The organism is Bacillus sp. T33-2 (assembly GCF_002860205.1).
GTDB lineage: Bacteria > Bacillota > Bacilli > Bacillales > Cytobacillaceae > T33-2.
In genome coordinates, this window is sequence record NZ_PGVB01000005.1 from 85,860 (window position 1) to 110,469 (window position 24,610).

At 46.3% G+C, this 24,610-nt stretch carries 23 protein-coding genes and 2 other annotated features; of the genes, 3 read left to right on the forward strand and 20 right to left on the reverse strand.

What is annotated here, in order from left to right; all coding sequences use genetic code 11:
- Nucleotides 1-5: 5 nt before the first annotated feature.
- The 4 genes from CVD19_RS03965 to CVD19_RS03975 form a co-directional block, all read right to left on the reverse strand.
- The gene (locus CVD19_RS03965; RefSeq protein ID WP_101580578.1) at nucleotides 6-674 is read right to left on the reverse strand and encodes an SOS response-associated peptidase; all 669 of its coding nucleotides are present in this window, start codon (nucleotides 672-674) and stop codon (nucleotides 6-8) included.
- A 314-nt stretch (nucleotides 675-988) separates the two neighbouring features.
- On the reverse strand, nucleotides 989-1,117 hold the full coding sequence (locus CVD19_RS25320; RefSeq protein ID WP_257985017.1) for a hypothetical protein: 129 nt from the start codon (nucleotides 1,115-1,117) through the stop codon (nucleotides 989-991).
- A 144-nt stretch (nucleotides 1,118-1,261) separates the two neighbouring features.
- Entirely contained in the window at nucleotides 1,262-2,857 is a 1,596-nt protein-coding gene (locus CVD19_RS03970; RefSeq protein WP_101580697.1) for an AMP-binding protein, read from the reverse strand.
- Nucleotides 2,858-3,048: 191 nt separating this feature from the next.
- On the reverse strand, nucleotides 3,049-3,789 hold the full coding sequence (locus CVD19_RS03975) for a class I SAM-dependent DNA methyltransferase (RefSeq protein ID WP_101580579.1): 741 nt from the start codon (nucleotides 3,787-3,789) through the stop codon (nucleotides 3,049-3,051).
- A gap of 264 nt (nucleotides 3,790-4,053) precedes the next feature.
- Between CVD19_RS03975 and sda the strand changes: the two genes are divergently transcribed.
- Nucleotides 4,054-4,188, forward strand: a complete 135-nt coding sequence (gene sda, locus CVD19_RS03980; protein WP_101580580.1) for a sporulation histidine kinase inhibitor Sda — start codon at nucleotides 4,054-4,056, stop codon at nucleotides 4,186-4,188.
- Nucleotides 4,189-4,319: 131 nt separating this feature from the next.
- Here sda and odhB read toward each other — a convergent pair whose 3' ends face one another.
- From odhB to CVD19_RS04010, 6 genes are all read right to left on the reverse strand, one after another.
- A complete protein-coding gene (gene odhB, locus CVD19_RS03985; protein ID WP_101580581.1) occupies nucleotides 4,320-5,630 on the reverse strand; it encodes a 2-oxoglutarate dehydrogenase complex dihydrolipoyllysine-residue succinyltransferase in 1,311 nt (436 codons plus the stop codon).
- A gap of 1 nt (nucleotide 5,631) precedes the next feature.
- Entirely contained in the window at nucleotides 5,632-8,490 is a 2,859-nt protein-coding gene (gene sucA, locus CVD19_RS03990; RefSeq protein ID WP_101580582.1) for a 2-oxoglutarate dehydrogenase E1 component, read from the reverse strand.
- A gap of 326 nt (nucleotides 8,491-8,816) precedes the next feature.
- The gene (locus tag CVD19_RS03995; RefSeq protein ID WP_101580583.1) at nucleotides 8,817-9,053 is read right to left on the reverse strand and encodes a hypothetical protein; all 237 of its coding nucleotides are present in this window, start codon (nucleotides 9,051-9,053) and stop codon (nucleotides 8,817-8,819) included.
- Between the two features lie 141 nt (nucleotides 9,054-9,194).
- Nucleotides 9,195-10,259: a tRNA 2-selenouridine(34) synthase MnmH gene (mnmH, locus tag CVD19_RS04000; RefSeq protein ID WP_101580584.1), complete on the reverse strand. Its 1,065-nt coding sequence runs from the start codon at nucleotides 10,257-10,259 to the stop codon at nucleotides 9,195-9,197.
- Nucleotides 10,260-10,775: 516 nt separating this feature from the next.
- Nucleotides 10,776-11,123 carry a hypothetical protein gene (locus tag CVD19_RS04005; protein WP_142383500.1) on the reverse strand — a complete coding sequence of 116 codons (348 nt, stop codon included), beginning with the start codon at nucleotides 11,121-11,123 and terminating at the stop codon, nucleotides 10,776-10,778.
- A gap of 342 nt (nucleotides 11,124-11,465) precedes the next feature.
- Entirely contained in the window at nucleotides 11,466-12,044 is a 579-nt protein-coding gene (locus CVD19_RS04010) for a DNA integrity scanning protein DisA nucleotide-binding domain protein (RefSeq protein ID WP_257985018.1), read from the reverse strand.
- Nucleotides 12,045-12,256: 212 nt separating this feature from the next.
- On the opposite strand from CVD19_RS04010, the gene CVD19_RS04015 reads away from it, so the two are divergent.
- Nucleotides 12,257-12,865, forward strand: coding sequence for a class I SAM-dependent methyltransferase (locus CVD19_RS04015; RefSeq protein ID WP_101580586.1), 609 nt, complete (start codon nucleotides 12,257-12,259; stop codon nucleotides 12,863-12,865).
- A gap of 41 nt (nucleotides 12,866-12,906) precedes the next feature.
- Here CVD19_RS04015 and trpA read toward each other — a convergent pair whose 3' ends face one another.
- From trpA to trpE, 7 genes are read right to left on the reverse strand one after another with little or no spacing between them, the layout of a single operon-like run.
- A complete protein-coding gene (trpA, locus tag CVD19_RS04020; RefSeq protein WP_180953503.1) occupies nucleotides 12,907-13,683 on the reverse strand; it encodes a tryptophan synthase subunit alpha in 777 nt (258 codons plus the stop codon).
- Nucleotides 13,670-14,881: a tryptophan synthase subunit beta gene (trpB, locus tag CVD19_RS04025; protein WP_101580588.1), complete on the reverse strand. Its 1,212-nt coding sequence runs from the start codon at nucleotides 14,879-14,881 to the stop codon at nucleotides 13,670-13,672. Before trpB ends, trpA begins: the two co-directional genes overlap by 14 nt.
- Nucleotides 14,878-15,501, reverse strand: coding sequence for a phosphoribosylanthranilate isomerase (locus CVD19_RS04030; RefSeq protein WP_101580589.1), 624 nt, complete (start codon nucleotides 15,499-15,501; stop codon nucleotides 14,878-14,880). Before CVD19_RS04030 ends, trpB begins: the two co-directional genes overlap by 4 nt.
- Nucleotides 15,498-16,292: an indole-3-glycerol phosphate synthase TrpC gene (gene trpC, locus CVD19_RS04035; protein ID WP_101580590.1), complete on the reverse strand. Its 795-nt coding sequence runs from the start codon at nucleotides 16,290-16,292 to the stop codon at nucleotides 15,498-15,500. The genes CVD19_RS04030 and trpC overlap by 4 nt, the downstream gene beginning before the upstream one ends.
- The gene (gene trpD / locus CVD19_RS04040; protein WP_101580591.1) at nucleotides 16,293-17,318 is read right to left on the reverse strand and encodes an anthranilate phosphoribosyltransferase; all 1,026 of its coding nucleotides are present in this window, start codon (nucleotides 17,316-17,318) and stop codon (nucleotides 16,293-16,295) included.
- Complete coding sequence (locus CVD19_RS04045) at nucleotides 17,302-17,904, reverse strand: anthranilate synthase component II (RefSeq protein WP_101580592.1); 603 nt, start codon at nucleotides 17,902-17,904, stop codon at nucleotides 17,302-17,304. Before CVD19_RS04045 ends, trpD begins: the two co-directional genes overlap by 17 nt.
- Nucleotides 17,885-19,288: an anthranilate synthase component I gene (gene trpE / locus CVD19_RS04050; protein ID WP_101580593.1), complete on the reverse strand. Its 1,404-nt coding sequence runs from the start codon at nucleotides 19,286-19,288 to the stop codon at nucleotides 17,885-17,887. The genes CVD19_RS04045 and trpE overlap by 20 nt, the downstream gene beginning before the upstream one ends.
- A gap of 58 nt (nucleotides 19,289-19,346) precedes the next feature.
- Nucleotides 19,347-19,566: a binding site (T-box leader), on the reverse strand.
- A gap of 35 nt (nucleotides 19,567-19,601) precedes the next feature.
- Nucleotides 19,602-19,852, reverse strand: a binding site (T-box leader).
- Nucleotides 19,853-20,067: 215 nt separating this feature from the next.
- On the opposite strand from trpE, the gene CVD19_RS04055 reads away from it, so the two are divergent.
- Nucleotides 20,068-21,336, forward strand: coding sequence for an MFS transporter (locus tag CVD19_RS04055; protein ID WP_101580594.1), 1,269 nt, complete (start codon nucleotides 20,068-20,070; stop codon nucleotides 21,334-21,336).
- 204 nt (nucleotides 21,337-21,540) lie between these two features.
- Here CVD19_RS04055 and CVD19_RS25815 read toward each other — a convergent pair whose 3' ends face one another.
- From CVD19_RS25815 to CVD19_RS04065, 3 genes are all read right to left on the reverse strand, one after another.
- On the reverse strand, nucleotides 21,541-21,633 hold the full coding sequence (locus CVD19_RS25815; protein ID WP_180953504.1) for a putative holin-like toxin: 93 nt from the start codon (nucleotides 21,631-21,633) through the stop codon (nucleotides 21,541-21,543).
- Nucleotides 21,634-21,832: 199 nt separating this feature from the next.
- A complete protein-coding gene (locus tag CVD19_RS04060) occupies nucleotides 21,833-22,627 on the reverse strand; it encodes a DUF2935 domain-containing protein (protein ID WP_101580698.1) in 795 nt (264 codons plus the stop codon).
- 119 nt (nucleotides 22,628-22,746) lie between these two features.
- A complete protein-coding gene (locus CVD19_RS04065) occupies nucleotides 22,747-24,609 on the reverse strand; it encodes a PTS fructose transporter subunit IIABC (RefSeq protein ID WP_101580595.1) in 1,863 nt (620 codons plus the stop codon).
- Between the last annotated feature and the right edge of the window lies 1 nt (nucleotide 24,610).

The following is a 24,610-nucleotide window of genomic DNA, read 5'->3' on the forward strand; positions in this document are numbered from 1 at the left end:
GCAGCCTAAAGGCTGTTCAGCGGTAGAATTAACTCCCGCCCTTCATTTCTTGCGGAATTAATCCTCGGAGACACTTCGAAGCACTTCATCTCTTCCGCATCATATGGCTTTAACAATGATTTCAGGTAATCTGCATCCTGAATTGAATGATCCAGCCAGATTTCTTGTTCTTCGGCAGGAAGAATCACCGGCATTCTTTCATGTACTTTTCGAGTTACATCATTCGCTGTTGTCGTAATGATCGTGCATGAATGAATTGTATTTCCGTTTTTATTCCATGTTTCCCACAGACCGGCAAAAGCGAATGGTTTTTCATTTTTCATCGCAAACCGGAATGGCCTTTTAGAGCTTTCTTCCTTTTTCCATTCATAAAAGCCGTCAGCAGGAATAAGGCATCGACTGCTCTTGAGCGGTTTTTTAAAGCTTGCTTTTTCATCAAGCGTTTCCGCCCTTGCGTTGATAAGCCTGTAGCCAATGTTTTCATCCGTGGCCCAAAAAGGTATCAGGCCCCACCGGAGCATCATGCCCCTCCTGCGGGCATCCCCACCTAAAACAGCCAGGATATTCTGCCCCGGGGCAATGTTGTATCTTGGTTCCAGTTCCCCATCAAAATCAAATCCAAACTCCACTTGAAGTGAATCAACTGTCTCATATAGTGAAAATCGTCCACACATAAATAACACCCTTTTTACAAAACTTGAATGGCTTATTTCATGGTTCCCTTAACACTATATTAGACGTATTTTCGTGGTGATGGTTTCATTATTTTTCCAGTTTTTTTATATTGGAGGAGCCGGCAGTTATTATGAAATAAAAAAATCCTGGCCCGGACTCGCCAGACTTGTTTCATATTATTTTGCTGATTGTTTTTTTGGCTATTTGAATTCTGATCGCCATATTGACAGCAACAAATATAGGAATGAGGGATGCCACACAAAATCCAAGGGCATATGCAGGAATGCTCCCTTTTAAAACAATGTGCGCAATTTCAATTCCGATAAAAATTAACTCCGATTCCATCTTCATCCACATGCGCGGCCAGCAGCCACAGGTCAATTCCTTTCCCCAGGAATAATATACCAATGCCGGAAAGCAGGATAACCAACACCCACCGCATTTTGGCATTCCTCCAAATCAATAAACCACAGACCCTGGAAGAGTGTATCCCTTTCATTATATTGATAGTATAGTTGTAACAAAATGTTCATAATGATTGTTTAAAGAAAAATGACGGATAGAGATCCGCCTTTTCTAAAAATTATCAACGCTTTGTCTGTGCTACTGCCAATCTTGCTTTTTCACGCAAGCGGAACTTCTGTATTTTTCCAGATGCTGTCATTGGATAGTTATCAGTGAACTCCACATATTTTGGGATTTTGTGCCTGGCAATTTTACCTTTGCAATACTCCCTTATTTCCTCAGCTGTTGCCGTTGCACCTTCCTTAAGGATCACCCATGCAACTGCCTCTTCACCATAAAACTCATCTGGAATTCCGACAACCTGTACATCCAGGATCTTTGGATGGGTGTACAAATACTCTTCAATTTCACGGGGATAAATATTTTCACCGCCTCTGATGATCATATCCTTCAATCGTCCAGTGATTTTGCAGTAGCCATTTTCATCCATCACTGCCAGATCACCGGTATGCAGCCAACCTTCCTCGTCAATTGCCTCTTTTGTGGCCTCGGGATTTTTATAGTATCCCTTCATTACATGGTAACCTCTTGTGCAAAGTTCTCCCTGGACTCCGGCTGGAACCGCTTCCGTATTTCCGGGCTTCACTATTTTCACCTCTACGTTTGGAAGCGCGCGCCCCACTGATTCAACTCGCAGTTCGATTGGATCGTCCGTTCTCGTCTGGGTGATAACCGGCGAGGCTTCTGTCTGTCCGTAAGCAATTGTAATCTCACTTGCACCCATTTTTTCGATTACAGCTTTCATGACCTCAATTGGGCAATTTGAGCCCGCCATGATACCGGTTCTCAGGGAACTCAAATCGTATTCTGGAAAGCTCGGGTCGTTCAATTCAGCGATGAACATGGTAGGGACACCATGGAGCCCTGTACACTTTTCGTTCTGGACTGTTTGCAAGACTGCGTTCGGGCTGAACTCCTGGACTGGCACCATAGTGGCACCCACTGTCACACAAGCCATCGTCCCCAAAACACAGCCGAAGCAATGAAAAAACGGAACAGGGATGCAGAGCCTGTCATCCTTAGTCAATTTCATGCAACTGGCGATATTGAAACCATTATTCACGATATTGCTGTGTGTAAGCATAACTCCTTTCGGAAAACCCGTTGTCCCTGACGTATACTGCATATTAATGACATCATCCTTGGACAATTCATTTAATAGTGCTTCAAGCTGCTCTTCGGTTGTATTTATGGCCATGTCGAGGATTTCCTGCCAGCTGAAAGTGCCCGGGTAACTGTTTTCACCAAACACGATGACATTCTTCAAGAATGGAAGCTTCGGACAATCAAACTTGCCTGGTTCAGAGTGTTTTAATTGCGGGGCTATTTCATAAAGCATCTCAATGTAGGATGTATCTCGGAACGACTCGCTTAAAATAATGGTTGTTGAATCTGATTGTTTAAGCAGATATTCCAATTCGGCTGCCTGATAATTTGTGTTTACTGTTACCAGTACGGCGCCCATTTTACCGGTGGCAAACTGGCAGGTGAGCCACTCGGGTGTATTTGTTGACCATATAGCAACATGGCTCCCTTTTTCTATTCCAAGCGACATTAGCCCTCTGGCGGCCGTCCGGCACTGGCGGTTGAATTCATCATAGGTCAACCGCAAGTTTCGATCTGAGTATATGACCGCCAAATGGTCTGGATGAAGCATTGCCTTTTCTTCAAGCAGTGTGCCCACGGTGGCATTTAATAGATTCGCCAATCATGCGTCCCTCCTTCTAAAGCAATTTGAAGCTTTCTCCTAGTGTTTACACTTACTATATCATTGTTATTTGAATATTCAATATTTTATATTTTTTTTTTTTTTAAAAGCATGTGAAGAACATGCCCTGCAGTGGATTACTATTTAATTGATTTTTGGCATGCAAAAAGAAGAAACAGGGGAACTCGTAATCGTCTATTAAATTCTTCCGGATTTGATATGAGGTCACGGGACGGTCCGGGTTCACGGATTGTTTCTATTGTAAAGCCGGCCTTTTGGGCGAATGCAAAGTAGTCCTCAATTGTACGATGATATTTGACAACGAGCGAATTAATCCAGGGCTCTGTCCGTTTGCCTGTTGAAAAATAATCGTCGACGATCCAGTCCTGTCTTTCCCCTCCGGCCTCTTTGCTCCTGAAGCTGGAAGTGATCACTGGATGCTGGACGCTGAACAGGAAACGTCCTCCGGGCTTCAGGCTTTCGTATGCCTTGCTGAACAGACGGTCGAGATGTTCTATGTAGTGTAAAACCATCCGGGAAATGACAAGGTCATACTGATTTTCCGGAAAGTTGAAGCTTTCCAGGGAGGAATGCGTCATTTTCGCATTTAATCCTGATAGCTGTTCCAACGCTTTTTCATACATATTGGCAGATCCCTCGACACCGTGATACTCTCTGCAGCCTTCATTCAGAAGAAATAAGCCGAACCGCGCATCTCCGCAACCGAGGTCAAGAATATTCCCGTTTTGGATTGTTCCCATCATCTGAATGAAAGTGGGTTCCTCCATCACATTATTGGGGCTTTCCGCCCTGTTTCGCCTCTTCAAAAAACTTTCAAAAAACTCGCGATTTTCGTATGCGCCAGAACCTGAGTATTCCATTTTATTCCTCCTCGTCATATGTCCAAAAAAGAGTAACATAGCCAGACAATCTGTGACAACTATAAGATGGTTTTTGTGAAATATTTAAGAAAGCACCGTGTGTTCAAATGAACTTCTTTTTGACTATAATACTCGTCCAATAGTCCTTTTTTTTAAAAAATTGCATTTTAGGGTTTTCAAATCGTTCATAAACCTTTACAATATATTAAAACTTAATAAAGTATTTGAAAATTCAATCCATTCTATACCTTAGGAGGAATGCAAATGAAAATTATGAGCAATGAGCAGCTGGTGGTCTCGTATCGTGATGCATTAAAGTCTGAAGAGGATAAAGAATGGGCAAAGGTATTGAAGGACGAAATTTCCAGGAGAGGGCTAAAACCGATCAAGAACCGCTAAATGGAACAATTACTATTCGAATAATTGTTTGTGGTTGAATTTGAACAGGCATTTGTCCAGTGAAGCTACGATAAAAATGACCGCCGGTACTCGGCGGTCATTTTACTTATGAAACTGACATGTCAACTACACTAACCTTGCAGCAAAAGTGATTCAGGATCTTCAATTAATTCTTTGATTCTCTTTAGGAAGGTTACAGCTTCTTTTCCGTCTACGATCCGGTGGTCATAGGAGAGCGCGATATACATCATCGGCCTGTTTTCCATCCTGTCTTTGTCAATTGCCACAGGTCTCAACTGAATCGAATGCATTCCAAGAATTCCTACTTGCGGACCATTTAAAATTGGAGTGGACAAAAGCGACCCAAACACGCCCCCGTTTGTGATAGTGAAGGTTCCTCCCTGCAGATCTTTTAAGGAAAGCTTATTCGTGCGGGCTTTTTCAGCAAGCTCCATAATGTCCCTTTCTATTTCGGCAAAATTCTTTCTGTCGGCATCCCTGATTACTGGAACAACAAGCCCTTCATCAGCAGCAACAGCAACCCCTATATCATAATATTTTTTCAGAAGGATTTCATCCCCCTGTATTTCAGCATTCAATAATGGAGTCTTTTTTAAAGCGGCGACAACTGCTTTTGCAAAAAAGGACATAAAACCAAGCCTGACCTCATTATCCTCATAAAATTTATCCTTCCACTTTTTCCGCAGCTGCATGACAGCGCTCATATCCACTTCATTAAAGGTGGTCAGCATTGCTGCAGTTTGCTGCACTTCAACAAGACGGTTCGCAATCGTCTGCCTCCGGCGCGACATTCTGATCCTTTCAACACGCTTGTCAGATTGTTCGGCTGCACTGGCCGGGGATTTTGGCGAGGGAGCTGCAGCGCTTGCACTAGCTTGCGGTTGGCCACCTGTGACTTCATATGCGGATACATCCTGCCTGCGAATCCGCCCAAGAGGATCGGCCGCTGGGACACTGTTTAAGTCGATCCCTTTTTCACGGGCGAGTTTTCTCGCCGCTGGGGAAGCGATGATCCAATCGCTGTCCTTTCCTTTGGATGCATCCGCTTCAGGCTCTTGCAATCCTGTTGCATCCCGGCCAGGTAATTCACGCTGTTCCCCGCTGACAGCTCCAGCCTGTTCTTGATTGCCGCTTGCCGGCGGTTCATCGACAGACTCTAATTCACGGCCATTTTCAGGAACATTATCGGCATTTGTGAGCACCGCAATTACTTCCCCCACTTTAACGGTATCGCCCTCCTGTGCCTTAAGCTCGGATAAAACGCCTTCTTGCTCTGATATGATTTCTACATTCACTTTATCAGTCTCCAGCTCCACGACATATTCACCTTTCTGGACAAAGTCACCAGGTTTCTTCAGCCACTGGGCAACCGTCCCCTCAGTGATCGTTTCAGCAAGCTCAGGAACCTTGATTTCGGCCATGTTACATTCCTCCTCTTTCTGGCTTAGATAATGCTTCAATAACGATCCGCGCCTGTTCCAGCTTATGAATATCCGGCTCACCCTCGGCCGGGCTCGAACGGCGGCGCCGCCCAATGTAAGAAACACGGATACTGTTCGGGGCTGCCTCATTGATTCTAGGCTCAACAAACGTCCATGCACCCATATTTTTCGGTTCCTCCTGGACCCATACTACTTCCTTCAGGTTAGGAAATGCTTTCAGCTTTTCCTTCAACAGGTCAAGCGGGAATGGATAAATTTCCTCAATCCTGAAAATATGAAGCCAATCGTGTTGTTCCGGATCCACCTTATCCGCTAAATCGATTGCTATTTTTCCTGTACATAACACAACCCGTTCCACTTTTTCCGGATCGCTGCCAAGCTGAGGCTGTTCAACGATTGCTTTAAATCCGCCAGTGCTGAATTCTCCACTTTCCGCGGCAACAAGCGGGTTCCTTAACAAGCTTTTCGGTGTCATCAGGACAAGAGGACGAACCGTTTGATCCTTAAGAATCTTTGCCTGTCTACGCAATATATGAAAATATTGCGCAGCCGACGTAAGGTTGGCCACCGTCCAGTTATTTTCTGCTGCCAATGTCAAGAACCGCTCGACCTTCCCGCTGGAGTGCTCAGGCCCCTGCCCTTCGTACCCATGGGGCAGAAGCAGGACAAGCCCTGATTTTTGTCCCCATTTTGCCCGTCCGGCAGCGATGAATTGGTCAAACATTACCTGGGCAGCATTGGCGAAGTCCCCGTACTGTGCTTCCCACAGCACAAGCGTTTCAGGGGAAAATACATTATAGCCGTATTCGAACCCGACAACGGCTGCTTCTGAAAGCGGACTGTTGTGGATGGTAAAGGAAGCTCTTGCTGACGGCAGAGTATGCAGTGGTGAAAATTGCTTTCCATTGCTGCTGTCATGCAGAACGATATTTCTTTGGGCGAAAGTTCCCCGCTCTGAATCCTGCCCGGTCAGCCGGATTGGTGTCCCATCTACCAGTATCGATGCAAACGCCAGTGTTTCCGCCAGTGCCCAATCCACTTTTCCTCCTGGTTCAAGGGCATCCTGCCTTCTTGTCAGAATCCTTTCCAATTTATTAAATACCTTGAATCCTTCAGGCCGCTTCAATAACTCCCTGTTTAATTCCCTGAGCTTATTGATTTCGACTGCGGTATTTATTTCAGGAAGGCCGTTTTCGACAAATTCGGGCGGATCCGTCTCTGTGAGTTCATGCTCCACCTTGTCAGGGACTGTTTCATTTGCCTTTTCAAGCCTTGAAATAATATTCTTCTCGGCTTCAGAAGTCTTTTCTTCTGTTAGTACCCCCTCCGAGACCAATTTATTTGCATACAGGTTTTTGACAGTCGGATGCTGCTGAATCACCTTGTACAAAAGCGGATTCGTTGTCATTGGCTCGTCCATTTCATTATGGCCAAATCTGCGGTAGCCAACGAGGTCAATCAGAAAATCCTTCCTGAACAATGCCCTGTATTCCGCAGCGAGACGGGCGGCCATGATGCACGCTTCCGGGTCATCGGCGTTCACGTGGATGATGGGAATTTCATACCCCTTTGCCAGGTCACTCGAATACCGGGTCGACCGGGAATCGCTTGATTCTGTCGTAAATCCGATCGTATTGTTTGCAATGACATGGATTGTTCCGCCCGTTTTATATCCAGGGAGCCTGCTCATGTTCAATGTTTCAGCGACAATGCCTTGGCCGGGAAATGCTGCATCGCCATGAATCAATATGGCGAGCGCTTTTTCAGGATCCTGGACCGCATAGCCCGGTGCTGATTGGTCTTCCTGCGCTGCCCTGGTAAATCCCTCGACAATGGATCCGACGAATTCCAGGTGGCTCGGATTATTGGCTAGCGTCAGCCTTGCGTTTCTTATGTTTTCTGACTTAATCTGCCTGTCAAGTCCGAGATGGTATTTCACATCACCAGTCCAGCCAGAATTAATGCCGATTGATCCCTCAGATGGCACCAAATCCTTGTTTGGCGCATGCTGAAACTCCGCAAAAACCGCTTCATACGGCTTTCCGAGCACATGTACAAGCACATTGAGCCTGCCTCGGTGCGCCATGCCGATGTTCACTGTTTCTGCGCCATCATGGACAGCTTCAGCAATCACCTCATCAAGGAGTGGCACCATTGAATCAAGTCCTTCAATAGAAAACCTCTTTTGGCCCACAAAAGTCCGGTGCAAAAATTTCTCGAATTCCTCCACTTCTGCCAGCCTTGTCCACAATGCCAATTTACGTTTTTGGTTAAAGGAAGGGATCAGGCTTCCTGATTCTACCTTCTGCCGAAGCCAATTTTTCTCTTCAATCGCATGAACATGATGAAACTCATAGGCAATTGAACTAGTGTAAACTCGTTTCAGGTGCTCGACCGCCTGCCAGCCATTTTCGATCGAACGAGGTGCATCCGCGCTGATTAAGTGTGCGGGCATACTTTCTAGATCTTCTCTTGTAAGGCCGTAGTGTTCAGGGTCAATATAGTATGTCAGCGGCTGTTGGTTCTTTAAAGGATAGATGTCTGCTGAAAGATGGCCATAGGCCCTGATATTGTCCGCAAGCTGCAGGGCAGCTACCAGCTTTTCAGTCGGGGATCCAATCCCTGCATCCGCTCTTTTTTCCTTCATGACTTGCCGGCATGTGGGGCTTGTTTTGCCGGGCTTTGCCGTTAAAGCTTCCCGTTCGAAGAATTCTCTCATTTCGGGATCGACCGACTCTGGATTTTCCAAGTACTTTTCGTAAAGCTCAACCACGTATCCTAAGTTGGGTCCGTGAAAGCCTGCCCAGTCATGGCGTTGACCAGGATCTGGTTTAGTCATAAAAGTTTCGCCACCATTTCTGATTTAAATAGATTTTATACGGTTTCCCTCCATCCTATTATTCTGGGAAAAAGAATTTATTGAATAATAGTATAATTCAGAGGATAAAACGTTTTCAGAGCCATTTTATCACTCGAAAAGCATGATTACAAAGGTTTTGAACTCAGACATAGTGAAAACCTGTGATTCCCGGCGTTGCGTGGATTCCTATATTAAAAAAACATAGGCAGGAGCTTAATTAGGATAATGTACCGTTGATTCGACAAAAGAAAAAACCGGGAATTCCCGGCCGCCCTCTTTTTTAAAATTTTGAACAGGCTCTATTTCTATAAATGAATTGAATTGATATACAAATTTTTAGGGATCTGATACTGGTTTCTTTTTTCGGTTAAAGACACTTCGATTATTTCATTTGAGTCAGTTGGAAACTCCATATGCCCGCAGCTGATGCATTTTTGAAATCTGGCCCCAGCTACAAAGACATCTACCCCGTCATCAGATATGAAACCTACATTTTCTTCATGGGCAGAAAAACGATGGTGACAATTTTTAGATTCGCGCATGACCGGTCCCTCCTGCATCAAATATTCTTAATATTATTATATAGCTAATATTCCGAATTTTTATGTGGCAATTTTTCGATAAAAGAAAAACGGGAGAGACTTTTGTGTCTCTCCCTTTTATATATCCATTTGATCCGGCAGTTAAACGAGTGATTTCCCGTTAATCAATTTGTTAATCTCGTTTTCAAGCATGAAGACTGCGTTTTCAATATCATCTCCTGGTATTATTGCAAAAGGCCCGTGATACTCATTCAGCTTGTGGCCGTATCTCGGATCGTAATAATGTTCAAGTAGAATGTGGATCACCAGTTTATAATCATGCATATCGACCGCCTGAGCCAATATCCGGGCCAGCTCAGGGTTTTTCAGACGCTTTTCCAATCTCACGGTTTTTTCCCGGACTTCCTCATGAAACCACGACTCATTTTCATATGGAAGTACATATTCATCATAAATCCTGTCAATTCTTGAGGTTATGGTGCTTTCAATCAAAAAGTGGATTCCATTCGCTTTCCGTTCAAGCAGTTCTTCTTGCTGGACAGCTCGTCCAATCCGTTTGCTTTCAGCCTCAATAATAAAATATTGGGATCCCTTTATTTCGAGAAGCCTCTTAAAAAGAAGTGCATCAAAGGTTTTTTGGTTATTGCCTTCACCAATTCCCATTGCCCCAAAAATTGAACCCCGGTGATTAGCCATTTCTTCAAGGTTCAATACGGGGTAGCCCTTCCACTCCAGCTCTTTTAGCAGCTCTGTTTTACCTGTTCCGGTTAAACCGTGTATCACTACAGCATGCTTTGGGAGAAGCCGTGGGATCTGTTCCAGGATGTATTCCCGATATGCACGGTAACCTCCGCTTAATCTTGTAGCTGGAAGGCCGGCATATTCAAGAAAAGCCGAAACGGACTGGCTCCGCGTTCCGCCTCTCCAGCAATGGATTACTGGTTGTCGCCCATTTTTCCCCAGATCTTTGATCGTTCCCAAAAGCTCAGGCAATTTTGGCGAGACGATCTCCATTGCCCGCCACTTCGCTGCTTCAGGCCCCATATTTTTATAAATAATCCCGATTTCCGCCCGTTCGTCATTACTGAATAAAGGAACGTTGATTGATCCGGGAATATTCGCTTCTTCATGTTCGATTGGTGACCGCACATCAACCGGAATATAATGTCCGGAATTAATAAGTTCTTCTACTGTAATATCCTTCAATTTTGCTCATGCCTCCAATGGAGGAAAACAGACTTTCCTATTTCCCCTTACCCCATTTTACTAAAAATGTTTGCCCTATCACAACATAGCTTGCTTCAACCGGTTAATGTTTAAAGATTTAGAAAATCGGAGTTTCTTTGGCGGCTAAATAAAGAAAACTCGCCGATTGGCGAGCCTTAAGGCGAAGACAGATGCTAGTTGCACATATACTTTGATCCTAAAAATTGGTCCCTACGTCGAGTCTTCTTCCCTGCTGCCAATTTATATTTTCCTAAAGTGCGAAAAAAGAGGCTGCTACCACAGCTCCAGGAATTTATTCTACCGGAACGGCCTGCCAATCATAGCGCAGACCGCCCTGAAACTTTTCCAATTTTCCGGAAAAGCATTGAAACCATGGCTTTCATAAACTACACCTCTTGTTTGCAGCCTGGTCGACCAGCTTGTTCCTTCCCAATGCTGCCCCCCGATTGACAGTCCTTTTTCCAGTCCCATATATTCAAAAAATATAACTGTTTTTTACGTTTCAATACTGCCTGCCCGGATGTTTTTTGCAGGTTGTTTCGGTTTTATATCCAGATGCCATTCAAAGATGACAAAACGTTGTCTGGAAAAGTCTATATGCACCCTTATTTCTGGCCCTGGGTATCTGTTCAGGCCGGCCATTATTGACACTGGTTCCCGGTCAGGAAGAATCGAAACAATATCACCCTGAATGGCAATCAATTCATGCTGCCGGCTGATGGCTGACTTGATGCGCGAGATTTCAATCGGATTATATGTCTCTTTTAATTTGTACGAATACTTATTTACATCCTGGCAAATAGAAGGGAGTGTCGCCATACCCTGTTTTTCTAAAATCTCCAAATAGCTTCGTACATGTTCATCTCACTCAACTGCCTTTAATAGAATTATTCTGTCCGGCAACAATGGTTATGTCCCAGCAACATCGTGGGAAATTGCACGTCAATGCAACATCAGACAACACAGTTTATATAAGTACTAAAACGATTAGCTTAAGCACTGTAACAAAATTCACGGTAATAAAAAATAATCCGGGAAACATACATCTAAAAATTTCTACAAAACCTGTCAAGAGGATGCAATATCCTTCATAATCCTCATCCTTCAAGCTGCGTTATGTCTTATTTTGCGCTTTCCCGAGAAATAATGGGTTAACAGTGTCTACTCCTTATGACTCTTCTTGTTTCATCCGCTTCTGTCTGCATAAAGACTTCCCTCAAGTGCAAAAGATATCCTGCCTGTTTCCTCTGATACAACTATGACAAGGGCATCAACCCGCTCACTCAATCCCAATGCGGCCCGGTGCCTTGTTCCCAGTTTGTCTTCTCCAGTTTCCTGCCTGTTTGACAAGGGCAATATGTTGCCGGCTGACACAATTACATTATTTTTGATTAACATCCCGCCGTCATGAAGAGGATTTTCAGGATAAAATATCGTTTCAATCAGGGTAGCGCTGAGCAGTCCTGAAACCGGGATTCCATTGGACAATACTGTTTCAGCCGGCTGTTCCCTTTCTACTACAATCAGTGCGCCCGTGGCGTCTTTCAGACAGGCGACGTGCCGCCAGAGTGACCTTTGGGAAGTCCGGCAAGTACGGCGACAGATATGTCTCAAGATAAAATGATGATGCAAAATTTGTGTTTCAGCCACCAATCTCTGCAATGACCCGATGGCATTTAAAATACAGCATCCTGACTCAGCCAATTTGTCGTCTATTTCGGAAACCTGTTTTTGGATGCTTTTCAAATATGTATGTATTTCCATCAAAAATCCTGCATCAATTTCGGTGATTTTCTATACACCTTCTACACGATATCTGAAAACCTTATCGGTTCTATTGCTAAAGGGTGTTCATGAAAGTCCCACTGCCTTATTCTTCCCCAATGGTTTTGGAATAAAGTAAAGAAACCCACAGGTTTTAAAAACTCCGTGAACGGGATTATTAATAGTATCTATCAAATCGGGGTGTTCATATTATGCTTGAATCGATGGCTAAACAATTTGAAAGGCCAAAGGGCTTTATGGGAAAAGTTGCCGGCCTTATCATGTTTTTTGAAAACAGGAAAATCAACCATTGGACAATCAGCCAATTGGGTCTTGAGAAAGGGGACCGGATACTCGAGGTCGGATATGGGCCAGGCTATGCAATACGTTCAATCATGAAACAAAATCGCCAAGTATTTTTGGATGGAGTAGATTTATCAAGAGACATGAAAACCGAGGCAACAAAAAGGAATCAACCCTTCATCGAGATGGGACGAATCCAGCTATATACAGGTGATGTTTACGATTTCAGGCCGCGCCATAAATATAACAAGGTATTTTCCGTCAATAATTACCCTCTGTGGGAGCGCCCAGTACAGTCACTGAAACATTTATATGAGATGCTAGAGGACGGCGGGAGAATTGTCCTCACTGTACAGCCTCGGGAAGAAGGTTCCGTTGACCAGACTGCCGTGCTGCTTGGCAAAAAAATCAGCCAGGATCTGTACATTGCTGGCTTTAAAGACATTGTGCAGGGTTTTAAAAAGGTCCGTCCAGTCCTGACTGTGAGTGTCAGCGCCCAAAAAAATAAGCCCGCTTGATATACATCAGGCGCGGGCTTTTTTTCTGGTTTGGCAATCATTTATGCTTCAACACTCACAGCTGCCTGCATCAGGGCTGCGATTCCCTCTAAATCGTTATTTTCAAATAAATCGACGATCTTGCTTCCGACAATCACGCCATCACATAATTGGTTGACTTCCTTCACCTGTTCCGAGGTTGAAATTCCAAAACCCGCAAGCACCGGTATGCTGCTTGCTTTTTTGACCTTGCCCAAAAACTCTCCGAGTCCCCCATCAAATTGTGTCCGCGCACCCGTGATGCCAGTAACTGTCACGGCATACAAATAGCCCTTGCCATTGGCTGCGATCTGGTCCAGCCTGCTTTGCGGGCTCGTCGGGGTGACAAGCCTGATCAGGGGGATGCTATCCTGTTCAAGTTTTGCTGCAATGATATCTTCCTCTTCCATCGGCAAGTCCGGGATTATGCAGCCATCCACTCCTGCTGAAGTGCTGTCAGCCACAAACCTGTCCACACCATAAGCCAGGACCGGATTTAAATATGTCATGACGATCAGCGGGATGGAAATCTCCTTCCTGGAGGCGCGGATTGCGTCAAGGACACCCGTCAATGTTGTGCCCTCCTGCAGTGCCCGTATTCCAGCCCGCTGGATTGTCGGCCCATCGGCAACCGGATCGGAAAATGGGATGCCGATTTCTACAGCGGTGGCACCATTTCTTTCGAGGAACAATATCCTCTCCTTAAGGGCGTCCAGCCCGCCGTCGCCAGCCATGATATATGGAACAAATGCCTTCTTCCCTGGAGTTTTAAATGAATTTTCAATTCTATTCATGCCCATTACCTCCCTGACTTTCCTTTATGGCTTGCACATCCTTGTCTCCCCTTCCTGACAAGCATACGACTATGCCCTGGCCGCCGTCCATCGTTGCCGCAAGCTTTACGGCGTAGGCAATTGCATGCGCGCTTTCTAGCGCAGGAATGATCCCTTCCATCCGGGAAAGCAGCTTAAATGCGTCAAGTGCTTCTTTGTCTGTCACTGCTTCATATTTGATCCTGCCCTGATCATGGAGATAGCTGTGTTCCGGGCCGACACCAGGATAATCAAGCCCGGCGGAAATGGAATGAGCCTCCTGGATTTGGCCGTGTTCATCCTGGAGCAGATACATCATGGTCCCATGCAGCACCCCCGGCTTCCCCTTCGTCAAAGATGCGGCATGCTTATCGGTATCGATTCCCAGGCCTGCAGCTTCCACACCATACATGTTCACTGATTCATCTTCTATGAACGGATAGAACATGCCTATTGAATTGCTTCCGCCTCCTATACATGCAACCAGTGCGTCCGGCAGCTTCCCTTCTTTTGCAGCATACTGCTCTTTTGTTTCACGACCAATGACGCTCTGAAAATCCCTGACCATTTTTGGGAATGGGTGGGGTCCCATTACTGACCCAAGGATATAGTGGGTATCGTTGACATTTGCCACCCAGTAGCGAAGCGCCTCGTTCACAGCATCTTTCAAAGTACCGCTTCCGGACTTGACACTGACCACGGTCGCACCCAAAAGCTCCATTCTGAACACATTGAGCTGCTGCCTTCTGATATCTTCTTCACCCATGAAAATGATGCATTCAAGATTCAGGAGCGCACATACTGTCGCTGTTGCGACGCCGTGCTGGCCGGCACCTGTTTCCGCGACGACCTTCCTTTTCGCCATCCGGGCGGCGAGCAGCGCCTGGCCAATTGTGTTGTTGATTTTATGGGCACCGGTATGGTTAAGATCTTCCCGTTTCAGATATATCTTTGCCCCTCCGGCATGTTTCGTTAAATTCTCCGCAAAATACAGTGGTGTTTCCCTGCCGACATATTCCTTCAGCAGTTTATTGAGCTGCTCATTGAAGCCATCATCCTTCAAAGCAAGTTCATACTCTGCCTCAAGGTCGATGACTGCCTGCATCAATGTTTCAGGAACGAACCTGCCTCCGTATTTGCCGAAATGGCCTTTCGCATCAGGAAGTCCGTATGTTTTCTGTGTCATATTACTGGCTCCTCTCCAATTGTTTTCGCATTGTTAATAAAACGTGCGATCTTTTCTCTGTCTTTTCGTCCATTTGTTTCGACGCCGCTGCTGACATCGACCATGAATGGGGCCACTGTCTCGACCGCTTCCCCGACATTTTCCGGATCGAGGCCGCCTGCGAGGATGATGTTGGGGCGGGCATGGCTGGCACCAGCCGCCAGGGCCCAATCAAACTTGCGCCCGTTGCCTCCCTGGTACTTCCCGGCCGGGCTGTCGAGCAAGATATATTGGGCAGCAATCGTGCCGATGCTCAAAATATCTTCTTTTGAGTGCACACTTACAGATTTAATCACTGGAAAATCAAACTGTTTCATAAATTCGTCTGTTTCATCGCCATGCATCTGGATGTGCGTGAGTCCTGAAATTTGGGCGATTTTTTCGATTGCTTCCTTCGTTTCATTGACAAATACGCCAACCTTCCATATATGGCCGGGCACGCCTTCGATCATTTCTTTTGCCTGTTCCGGGGTGACCCGCCTTTTACTGTCGGCAAAAACAAACCCAAGTGCATCGGCGCCTGCACTCACCGCATGCTCTGCTGTGGCGCGGTCCATGATACCGCATATTTTAACTCTCATTTCAATGCTGCCCCCAGCTTCGGCACCTTCAATTCATTGAATGTTTCCTTAAGATTGCTGCTCGTCATAAACGTCTCCCCTACTAATATTCCGTCAGCGCCTGCGGCAGCTGCCCTACGGACGTCGTCCTGTGTCTTGATGCCACTTTCACTGATCAGGAAAGGCCCCGCTTCTTTTACAAGCGGACCGAGTTTTTCTGTATTTTTCAGGTCAACCCTAAATGTCTTCAGGTCGCGGTTATTGACGCCAATCAGTTTCGGCCCGGCCGCAAGGGCCTTTTCAAGGTCCTCCTCATCGTGGATTTCCACAAGTACTTCAAGTCCGGATTCAATTGCATAACGATGGAGGCCAAATAATTCTTCTCTTTTCAGTGCCGCCGCAATTAATAAAACCAGGCTGGCGCCAGATGCCTGCGCATGGTCAATTTGAACCTTATCGATAATGAAATCTTTGCATAGCACTGGCAGCGGGACAGCGTTTGCCACGCTATTCAAGTCGGTGAAAGAACCTTTAAAAAAATTAGCGTCGGTCAAGACAGAAACCGCATCCGCGCCACAATCCGCATAATGGACGGCTTGCTCCGCCGGGTCTGCCTGTATATTGATGTCCCCTTTAGATGGTGAAGCCCTTTTAAATTCGGATATGATTGAAATTGTAGCTGAATTCTTCATTGTTTCCAATAAGGAACGGGAAGGCAGGCCCTGGTTTTCAGGATGCAGGGTGGCTATTTTCTTCATTTCCGCTACTTCTGCCCGTTTCCTGGCAATGATTCGGTCTAGGATTGTTTCCACTTAGATGGCCGCCTTTCTATACTGTGAACTTTTCTCAATAAGGAATTGCAATTTGTCGAGGGCAGCGCCTGAATCTATGCTTTCAGCGGCGCAGCTGATCCCTTCAACGATGGTTTTCGCCTTGCCGGCGGTAAAAATGCCGATTCCTGCATTTAAGAGCACAGTGTCGCGGTAGGCTCCCTGCTTTCCTTTTAACACCTTTAACAGAATGTCGGCATTTTCCTTGGAGTCTCCGCCCCTGATGCTGGAGTTGTCATACTGTGGCAGCCCTACATGGCTTGGGTGAAGGACTCCCCTGGATGTAGTGCCGTTTTCGATGATCACCAGCTCGTTCTCCCCGGCAAGTGACGCCTCATCCATATACCCGGCACCATTCAATACGACAGCCCGTTTCCTGCCGAGTGTGTTTAAAACCGCGGCAAATTTGTCAAGGAGGTCCCGGCGGTAGATGCCAAGCATCTGGTAATCAAGGTCGACTGGGTTTGTCAACGGCCCGATCAGGTTAAAAATGGTTGGAATCCGCAAATCCTTGCGCACTTTCATGATTTTTTTTACTTTTGGGTGGACGTGCGGCGCGAACAGGAATGCAATCCCATTCTCCTGCAGGATTTCCTCAGATGCTTCCGTCGGCAAATCAAGCGCAACACCGAGATGCTCGAGGACATCGGCGCTCCCTGTTTTGCTGGAAATGCTGCGGTTTCCGTGCTTTGCCACCTTGATGCCGGCTCCGGCAATGACAAATGCGGAAGTAGTGCTGATATTGAAGCTTTTTGCGCCGTCGCCGCCAGTCCCGCAATTGTCCAGTACATCTGCATGCTTGTTTTTAAAAGGGAGGGAATTCTTTCTTAACGCTTTTGCAAGGCCCGCTACCTCTTCGACAGTCTCTCCCTTAGATTTTAAGCCGACTAAAAATGCAGCGATCTCGCTGTCTGATACTTCTTCATTGAACAGGAGGTCTACCGCTTCCTCCATTTCCGTCTCCGTAAGCGACTGGCGGTCTGTCAGCCTTTCAAGATATGTTTTCATGGACATATAACCCCTTTCCTATAGTTGATAAGAAGTTGCTGAGCATTTGTTTCCCGGTTGCTGTCCCGATTGATTCCGGGTGGAACTGCAGGCCATACAATGGGTAAATATCATGCTTGATTGCCATAATTTCATTGTCATCAAGAGAACGCGCGAGGATTGAAAATCCATCCGGGATCGTGCTGCCTTCAATCACAAGTGAGTGGTAGCGCATGACATTAAGAATATCTGGGAGATTCTCGAACAGCCCGGTACCTGTATGTGTTACGCCCGAGATTTTTCCGTGCATTATTCTTTTGGCTTTCACGATAGATGAGCCAAATGCATGCCCGATTGCCTGATGCCCGAGGCATATCCCGAGAATCGGGATCGACTGGTAAAATGCTTTTATAAGCTCAACACAAATGCCGGCGTTTTCAGGACGGCCGGGCCCGGGGGAAATGATGATCGCTTCTGGAGCAAGGCCGTTAACGTCGTCAATGGTGATGCTGTCATTCCGTACGACTTTCAGCTCCGCGCCGAGCTCGCCGAGATATTGGTATAGATTAAATGTAAACGAGTCATAATTATCGATTAACAGAATCATATGAAACCTCCATAAGAGCCTTTAGTTTGTGGACCGTCTCATCAAATTCCATGGCCGGTACGGAATCGTGCACGATGCCGGCTCCTGCCTGGATATATGCCTTGCCATCCTTTACGATCATCGTCCGGATCACAAGCGCAAAATCCATATTTCCTGATGCGGAATAGTAGCCAACTGCACCGGAATACACACCGCGTTTGACGCCTTCGAGCTCATTGATGATTTGCATTGCCCTGATTTTTGGCGCCCCGGAAACCGTGCCTGCCGGTAGGCACGCAACCAGTCCTTCGATCGGTTCGGTGCCCGGCGTCAAATTCCCGCTTACCTCGGAAACAAGATGCATCACATGTTTGTACCGTTCAACCTGCATATGTTTATTTATCCTGACTGAACCTGGCGCGCTGACACGGCCGATGTCATTCCGGCCTAAATCCAGCAGCATCCTGTGTTCAGCCAGTTCCTTATCATCGCTCTTCAGGTCAGCCTCGTTCCGGAGATCCTCCTGCTCGCTTGTCCCCCGGGGCCTCGTTCCGGCGATCGGGTTCGTCGTTATCGTCCGCTGTTTCGACTTGACGAGGCTCTCAGGCGATGCACCGGCAATGACATATTCCTCAAAGTCAAGGTAGTACATATATGGAGATGGGTTCTGGACCCTGAGCTTCCGGTAAAACGAAAACGGGTTGCCAGAGGCTTCGGCACTCAGGCGCCGTGAGAGCACGACTTGAAAAATATCCCCTGCCTCGATATATTCTTTCGCTTTGACAACCATTTGTTCATATTTATCCCTCGCGATCTGGTCGTGAAAGGTGGATAGCCGGAAATCTGCTTCCGCTGGGTTTGTTGCTTCCCCGTTGATCTCGGCTTTTCGTTTTTCAAGCCTGCCGCGCAATGCTTCAGTTGAATGGGTGTCGCCAAACGGGATCCCAATCAGATAAATTTTTTGTTTCACATGGTCAAAAATGATGATTTCCTCGAAGAACATCAGATGGGCATCCGGCATATCTAGATCATCAGGCAGCTCAACACCAATATGTTCAAAGTTCCTGATCATGTCATAGCCCATATACCCGACTGCCCCGCCAATAAAAGGTATATCCAGCTCAGAATCAAGTTTTGGCATCTCGGCAGATAAAACATCTAGAAAATTTCCGGCAAGTTGGCGTTCACCCATACTGTCCTTTTTGAAAGTACACCCGTCCCGGCTTTTCAGCTCGAACACCGGCGAACTTCCGATAAATGAGAAGCGCCCGGAATGCTCATGCTTTAATGAGCTTTCGAGCAGAAATTTCTTCGTCCCCGAAATTTTCTGGTATACCGAAATCGGGGTCAACACATCCCCTTCAATTTCCTCGATCAAAATGCGTGATTCACTGTTGACAGCCATGAAAATGCCCCTTTCCCACTAAATAAAAAAGTCCCCTGCACGCACAAAGATTGTGCGTACAGAGGACGATGATCAAAGACCGCGGTGCCACCTCGTTTGGAACAACTGTGTGTTCCCTCTTGAAGTCCCTGTAACGGAGGAGTCCCGTGCGTCCCTACTTTCGGTTTCAGGAAACAACTCGCAAGCCCATTCACACAGCTGTCCTGTACCGGCTCTCACCTGTTCCGGCTCTCTGTAACGGACGGCACTATGCTACTTTTCTTGCTCTACGTTTTAATTTTATTTTTTTAAAAACAAAAAGGGTTCCCCGCCAAAAAAGGACGAGAAACCCGTGGTGCCACCTTCATGAGCTGATAAACAGCCCGCTCTGATAGGTATCGAAGCGCATGCCTGAATACCCGCCTCTTTTAACGATGAGGCCATTTCGCCAAAGCCTACTGCTTAAAACAAGGTTCGGTTTGGAAGCTCGGAAGTCCATTCACTAAAACATCATCACTGATTCGCACCGGCCATCAGCTCTCTTTGGATTCTGTCATAGCTACTACTCTTCGTCAACGCTTTTCGATTATTGTTTATTATCTTATAAATTCCCGGACTCGTTGTCAACCTGTTTTTAGAAAATTAATAAAAAACCAAATCAATTCAATAATTTAGCGACTTATACACCGGAAATATTCCGGCCAGCTTCATTTCCAGAAATAGTTATGGTGAGCCGCTTGTAGATACTATAAAAAAGGCAAATATTAATGTTAGTTTCTCTTTAAGAAGGTGGTTAACGAATGAACCATGTAGAACGATTATTTGATCGGCTGGGTAAGGAGAATTCCGGGGAAGGAAGCGGAACTGATACAGGCAGCCAGAAATGGGCGATTGTCGCTATCGCATCGATCCCCCTTGTCATGACTCTTGGAAATTCGATGCTGATACCTGTTTTGCCTGTAATGGAAAAAACGATGGGCATTTCCTCCTTTCAATCAAGCCTGATTATAACAGTGTATTCCGTGGTCGCCATCCTTCTCATCCCGATAGCTGGATACCTTTCGGACCATATCGGCAGAAAGAACGTGATCATTCCAAGCCTGGCCATCGCAGCTGCAGGAGGGCTTATTTCAGGCTGGGCTTCGTGGCAGATGGAAAACGGCTACTGGCTGATCCTGATAGGCAGGGCCCTCCAAGGAGTAGGTGCTGCCGGTTCCTTCCCGATAGTTCTCCCTCTGGTGGGCGATATGTTTAAGAAAGAGGTTGAAATCAGCAGTGCACTTGGCCAAATCGAAACGTCGAACACGCTTGGAAAAGTATTAAGCCCTGTGCTAGGTTCCTTTCTTGCCGGGATAGTATGGTTCATTCCATTTTTCTCAATTCCAGTCTTTTGTGCCATTTCTATTTTATTGATGCTATTTCTCGTGAAAAATCCGAAAAGAAAACAGGAAGCATTGCCGTTTTCCGATTTCTTAAAAAAAGTGAAATTAATTTTCACCGAAAATGGCCGCTGGCTTTACGCCACATTTGTAATCGGTGTCATTTTGATGTTCGTTCTCTTCGGTGTCTTGTTTTATCTATCTGATGTCCTTGAAAATAAATATGGGATAAAGGACATTAAAAAAGGGTTGCTCCTGGCACTTCCCTTGGGTGCGCTTTGTTTTGCATCTTACTATACCGGGAAGAAAATCAAGGAAGACAAGGTCCTGATGAAATGGGTCACCTTCAGCGGTTGTCTCTTGCTCGCCATTTCGATAGCGGTCCTGAGTTTTTCAAAGGATTTATGGTTTATCATTTTGATGTTCCTCTTTGGCGGAATAGGAATCGGGGTTTGCCTGCCATCCCTTGACGCTTTAATTACAGAAAGCATTGAAAAGGAAGAGCGCGGCACGATCACATCCATTTACAGTTCGATGAGATTCGTGGGTGTGGCAGCAGGGCCCCCTGTTGTCGCGTTGCTTATGAAAAATTCAGAGAATTTGATTTTTGTTGTACTCACTGTGTTAAGCGCAGGTGCGGCTCTTGCAACATTCATTGCGATAAAACCTGGCAAAAAACAAACACACTAAAAGATCTGTCCGTTAGGTTCCAATTTCATCCAAATCCGTGTATTCAACCGTGACATAAAGCAATTGCTGTGTTATTCTTTATTTGTATAAAGAAGCATAAAAGAGGCCGCAGGTGTTGGCCCACCTGCGGTCTCTGCAATAGCCGCCCCTTAGGGTACCGGCGTTCGTAACAACGACCTTCCAATCGTTCGCGGCAATGGAGGTCTATTTTTTTTGGCTAAAAGTCAGCACTGCAATAATCAAGCTGCCAAACGAAAGCATGATCATGAAGGCTTCGAATACTGTCAACGGCTTCACCCCCTTTCGCGGGGCTTGCGATCACCCAATGAAACAGCTATTGCCATTTTAGTATAACATATACTTGTCCATTTTCTAGAACACTTGTTCGTTATTTTCGAAATTAGGCCGTTGATACTATATTTTCATTCCTATGATTTTCCCGCATCCTTATGTAAATCAATAAAAAAGAAGGATTCGTCATCCTTCTCCCCTCCCGCTATTTTGCTGGTTGTCTTGGCTTTCCTGGGTCACATTCAGGCCCCTGTGTACCAGCTGCTTCCGCCACCTTAGTAAGATAATAGCACTCTTCCCTGAACATATGATCTGCCATTAATGGCGCAAATGGCCCAAGCGCCTGTTCACTCAATTCAAGCTCTTCCAGCTCTTGCAAAAAATTCATGATAAGACTGATTTCCAATGAAACATCCTTGTTCATTCTTTCCAGTGCCGGGAATGAGGATAGGTTGGTCCGCAAATACCCGGTCATTTCGACCGCTTTTAAGTAAAAATCCTCGAACTGCTTCATGTATCGTGCGCTTTTTCTCCGCAAGTCCTTTTCGATTTGGTCCAGATTGCTTTCTATAGCACCGGCATGGCCTGCGGCATCAAGAAGCCATACCAAATGGTGGTGCAATTCATGAAATACGGGCGGGACTTCTCCATTTTGCAAGTACTCAAGAACCCGGAGATATTCTTCCACCTCGTTTACCATATGGTTGACAAATGTCGGTCCGAAGTGAATTACGATGTTGCCTGTTAATTGCTTCTCAATGATGTCCAGTTTGAATTCGCGAATCCTCCTCGCTTGCTCGCCGGAATGTTGGCTTAGCTGGATAAGATCGGCTCCATCAACCGAATCCAGAAGCCTGTCAAAAATATTGATAAAACTTATCGCCATATTGATTTCTTCCGTTTCAAAAGGAGCCAGCGCCTGATGGATGAAACGGGCATGATCCCCCAGCACTTGAAGCCAAAAACGGTGCTCAAACCGGGCCGAGTTTTCAAAATCCATTGCCAATCATATCTCCCCTTTCCGTATCGTTCATAAAAACATATCGAAATAAGAGAGGAAATATGCCTCAAATGCAAAGCAGCCAGACAGTTTGTGCATCTGCTGGCTGCTTTTACTTGTTATTCCTTAACAGTTTTTTTTAAAAACCCCAATAAAAGGGCAGTGACAACTGAACCAATGAGGACGGCCAGCAGGTAAAGAGGCCATCCACCTTCGACAAGCGGCACTACGAATAATCCGCCATGGGGAGCCCTTAAGCCAATTTCAAACATCATTGACAGTGCACCTGCAACCGCTGAACCTGCCATCACAGAAGGAATGACACGGAGCGGGTCAGCGGCCGCAAACGGGATGGCTCCTTCCGTAATGAAGGACAGACCCATGATGTAGTTTGCTTTGCCGGCATCGCGGTCTTGCTGGCTGAACTTGTTTTTAAAAATGGTCGTGGCAATTGCAATTCCAAGCGGAGGCACCATTCCGGCCGCCATAATGGCGGCCATCGGCTCATACACCCCATTTGCAAGCAGGCCGGTACCGAAGACGTATGCAGCCTTATTGACTGGTCCACCCATATCAACTGCCATCATCAGCCCTAATACGATACCAAGCAGGACAGCATTACCAGTCCCCATTCCACTCAACCACTCTGTGATTGCTTTATTCAGAGCGGCGACAGGTTCATTGATCAGGAAGACCATTAGGAATCCAGTCAATGCGATACCAAACAAAGGATAGAGAAGGATGGTCTTTATCCCTTCCAGCGAGCCAGGCAATCCAGCAAATGCCCTTTTCAGTCCATTAACAAGGTAACCAGCAAGGAACCCGGCAACCAGGCCCCCAAGAAACCCGGCACCTCCTGTAGCGGCAAGCAGACCGCCAACCATACCTGCTGCAAACCCAGGCCTGTCAGCAATACTCATTGCGATAAAACCGGCAAGGACAGGGACCAGGAGGCCAAATGCCCCGGCTCCTCCGCCAATGTCCATCAGTGCTTTTGCGATCGGATGATAAGTTGGATCGTCTGGATTTGCAGAATTGATCCCAAACATGAATGAAAGTGCGATCAAAATTCCGCCCCCGACAACGAACGGGAGCATATTGGAAACTCCATTCATAAGGTGCTTGTAGATGCCAGCCGCGCCGGATTTCTTGTATCCGTCCTGGCCGGCTGTGCTTCCGCGGTAGAGCGGCGCATCCTTCCGTACTGCCCTCTCAATTAGTTCCTTAGGTTTGCGGATTCCGTCTGCCACGGCAGCTTCAATGACTGGTTTACCAGCAAAGCGGTCCATCTCGACCTTTGTATCAGCCGCAACAATAACGGCTTCAGCATTCCTGATATCTTCATCACTCAGCACATTTTTTGCCCCGCCAGAGCCATTTGTTTCCACCTTAATGACGACTCCCATTTCAGCAGCTTTTGCTTTTAAAGCGTCTGCGGCCATATAAGTGTGAGCAATTCCCGTCGGGCATGCGGTGACCGCTACGACAAATTTCTTGTTTGCAGGCACAGCAATTTCTTCTTCTTCGTCCCTGTCATATCTGTCGAATACAGCCACAACCTCATCCGGAGTTGACGCAGCTAATAGCTTGCTGCGGACTTCATCCCTCATTAAAAGGCCAGACAGGCGTGCCAATGCTTCCAGATGTGTGTTATTTGCACCCTCAGGGGCTGCGATCATGAAAAACAGATGTGCCGGCTGACCATCAAGGGAATCATAATCAACTCCATTGGCTGAACGGCCAAAAACGATAGCCGCAGCCTTCACTGCCTTCGTTTTCGCGTGCGGTATGGCGATGCCATCCCCAACCCCTGTTGTGCTTTGCTGTTCCCTTTTTAGGATAGCTTCTTTAAACTCCATTTTGTTGTCGATTTTTCCGGCATTTTCCAGTACTTCGACCAGTTCTTCGATTGCATCGAGCTTAGTAGATCCGGCCATGGATAGAAGAATCGTTTCTTTCGTCAACAGCTCCGTGATTCTCATT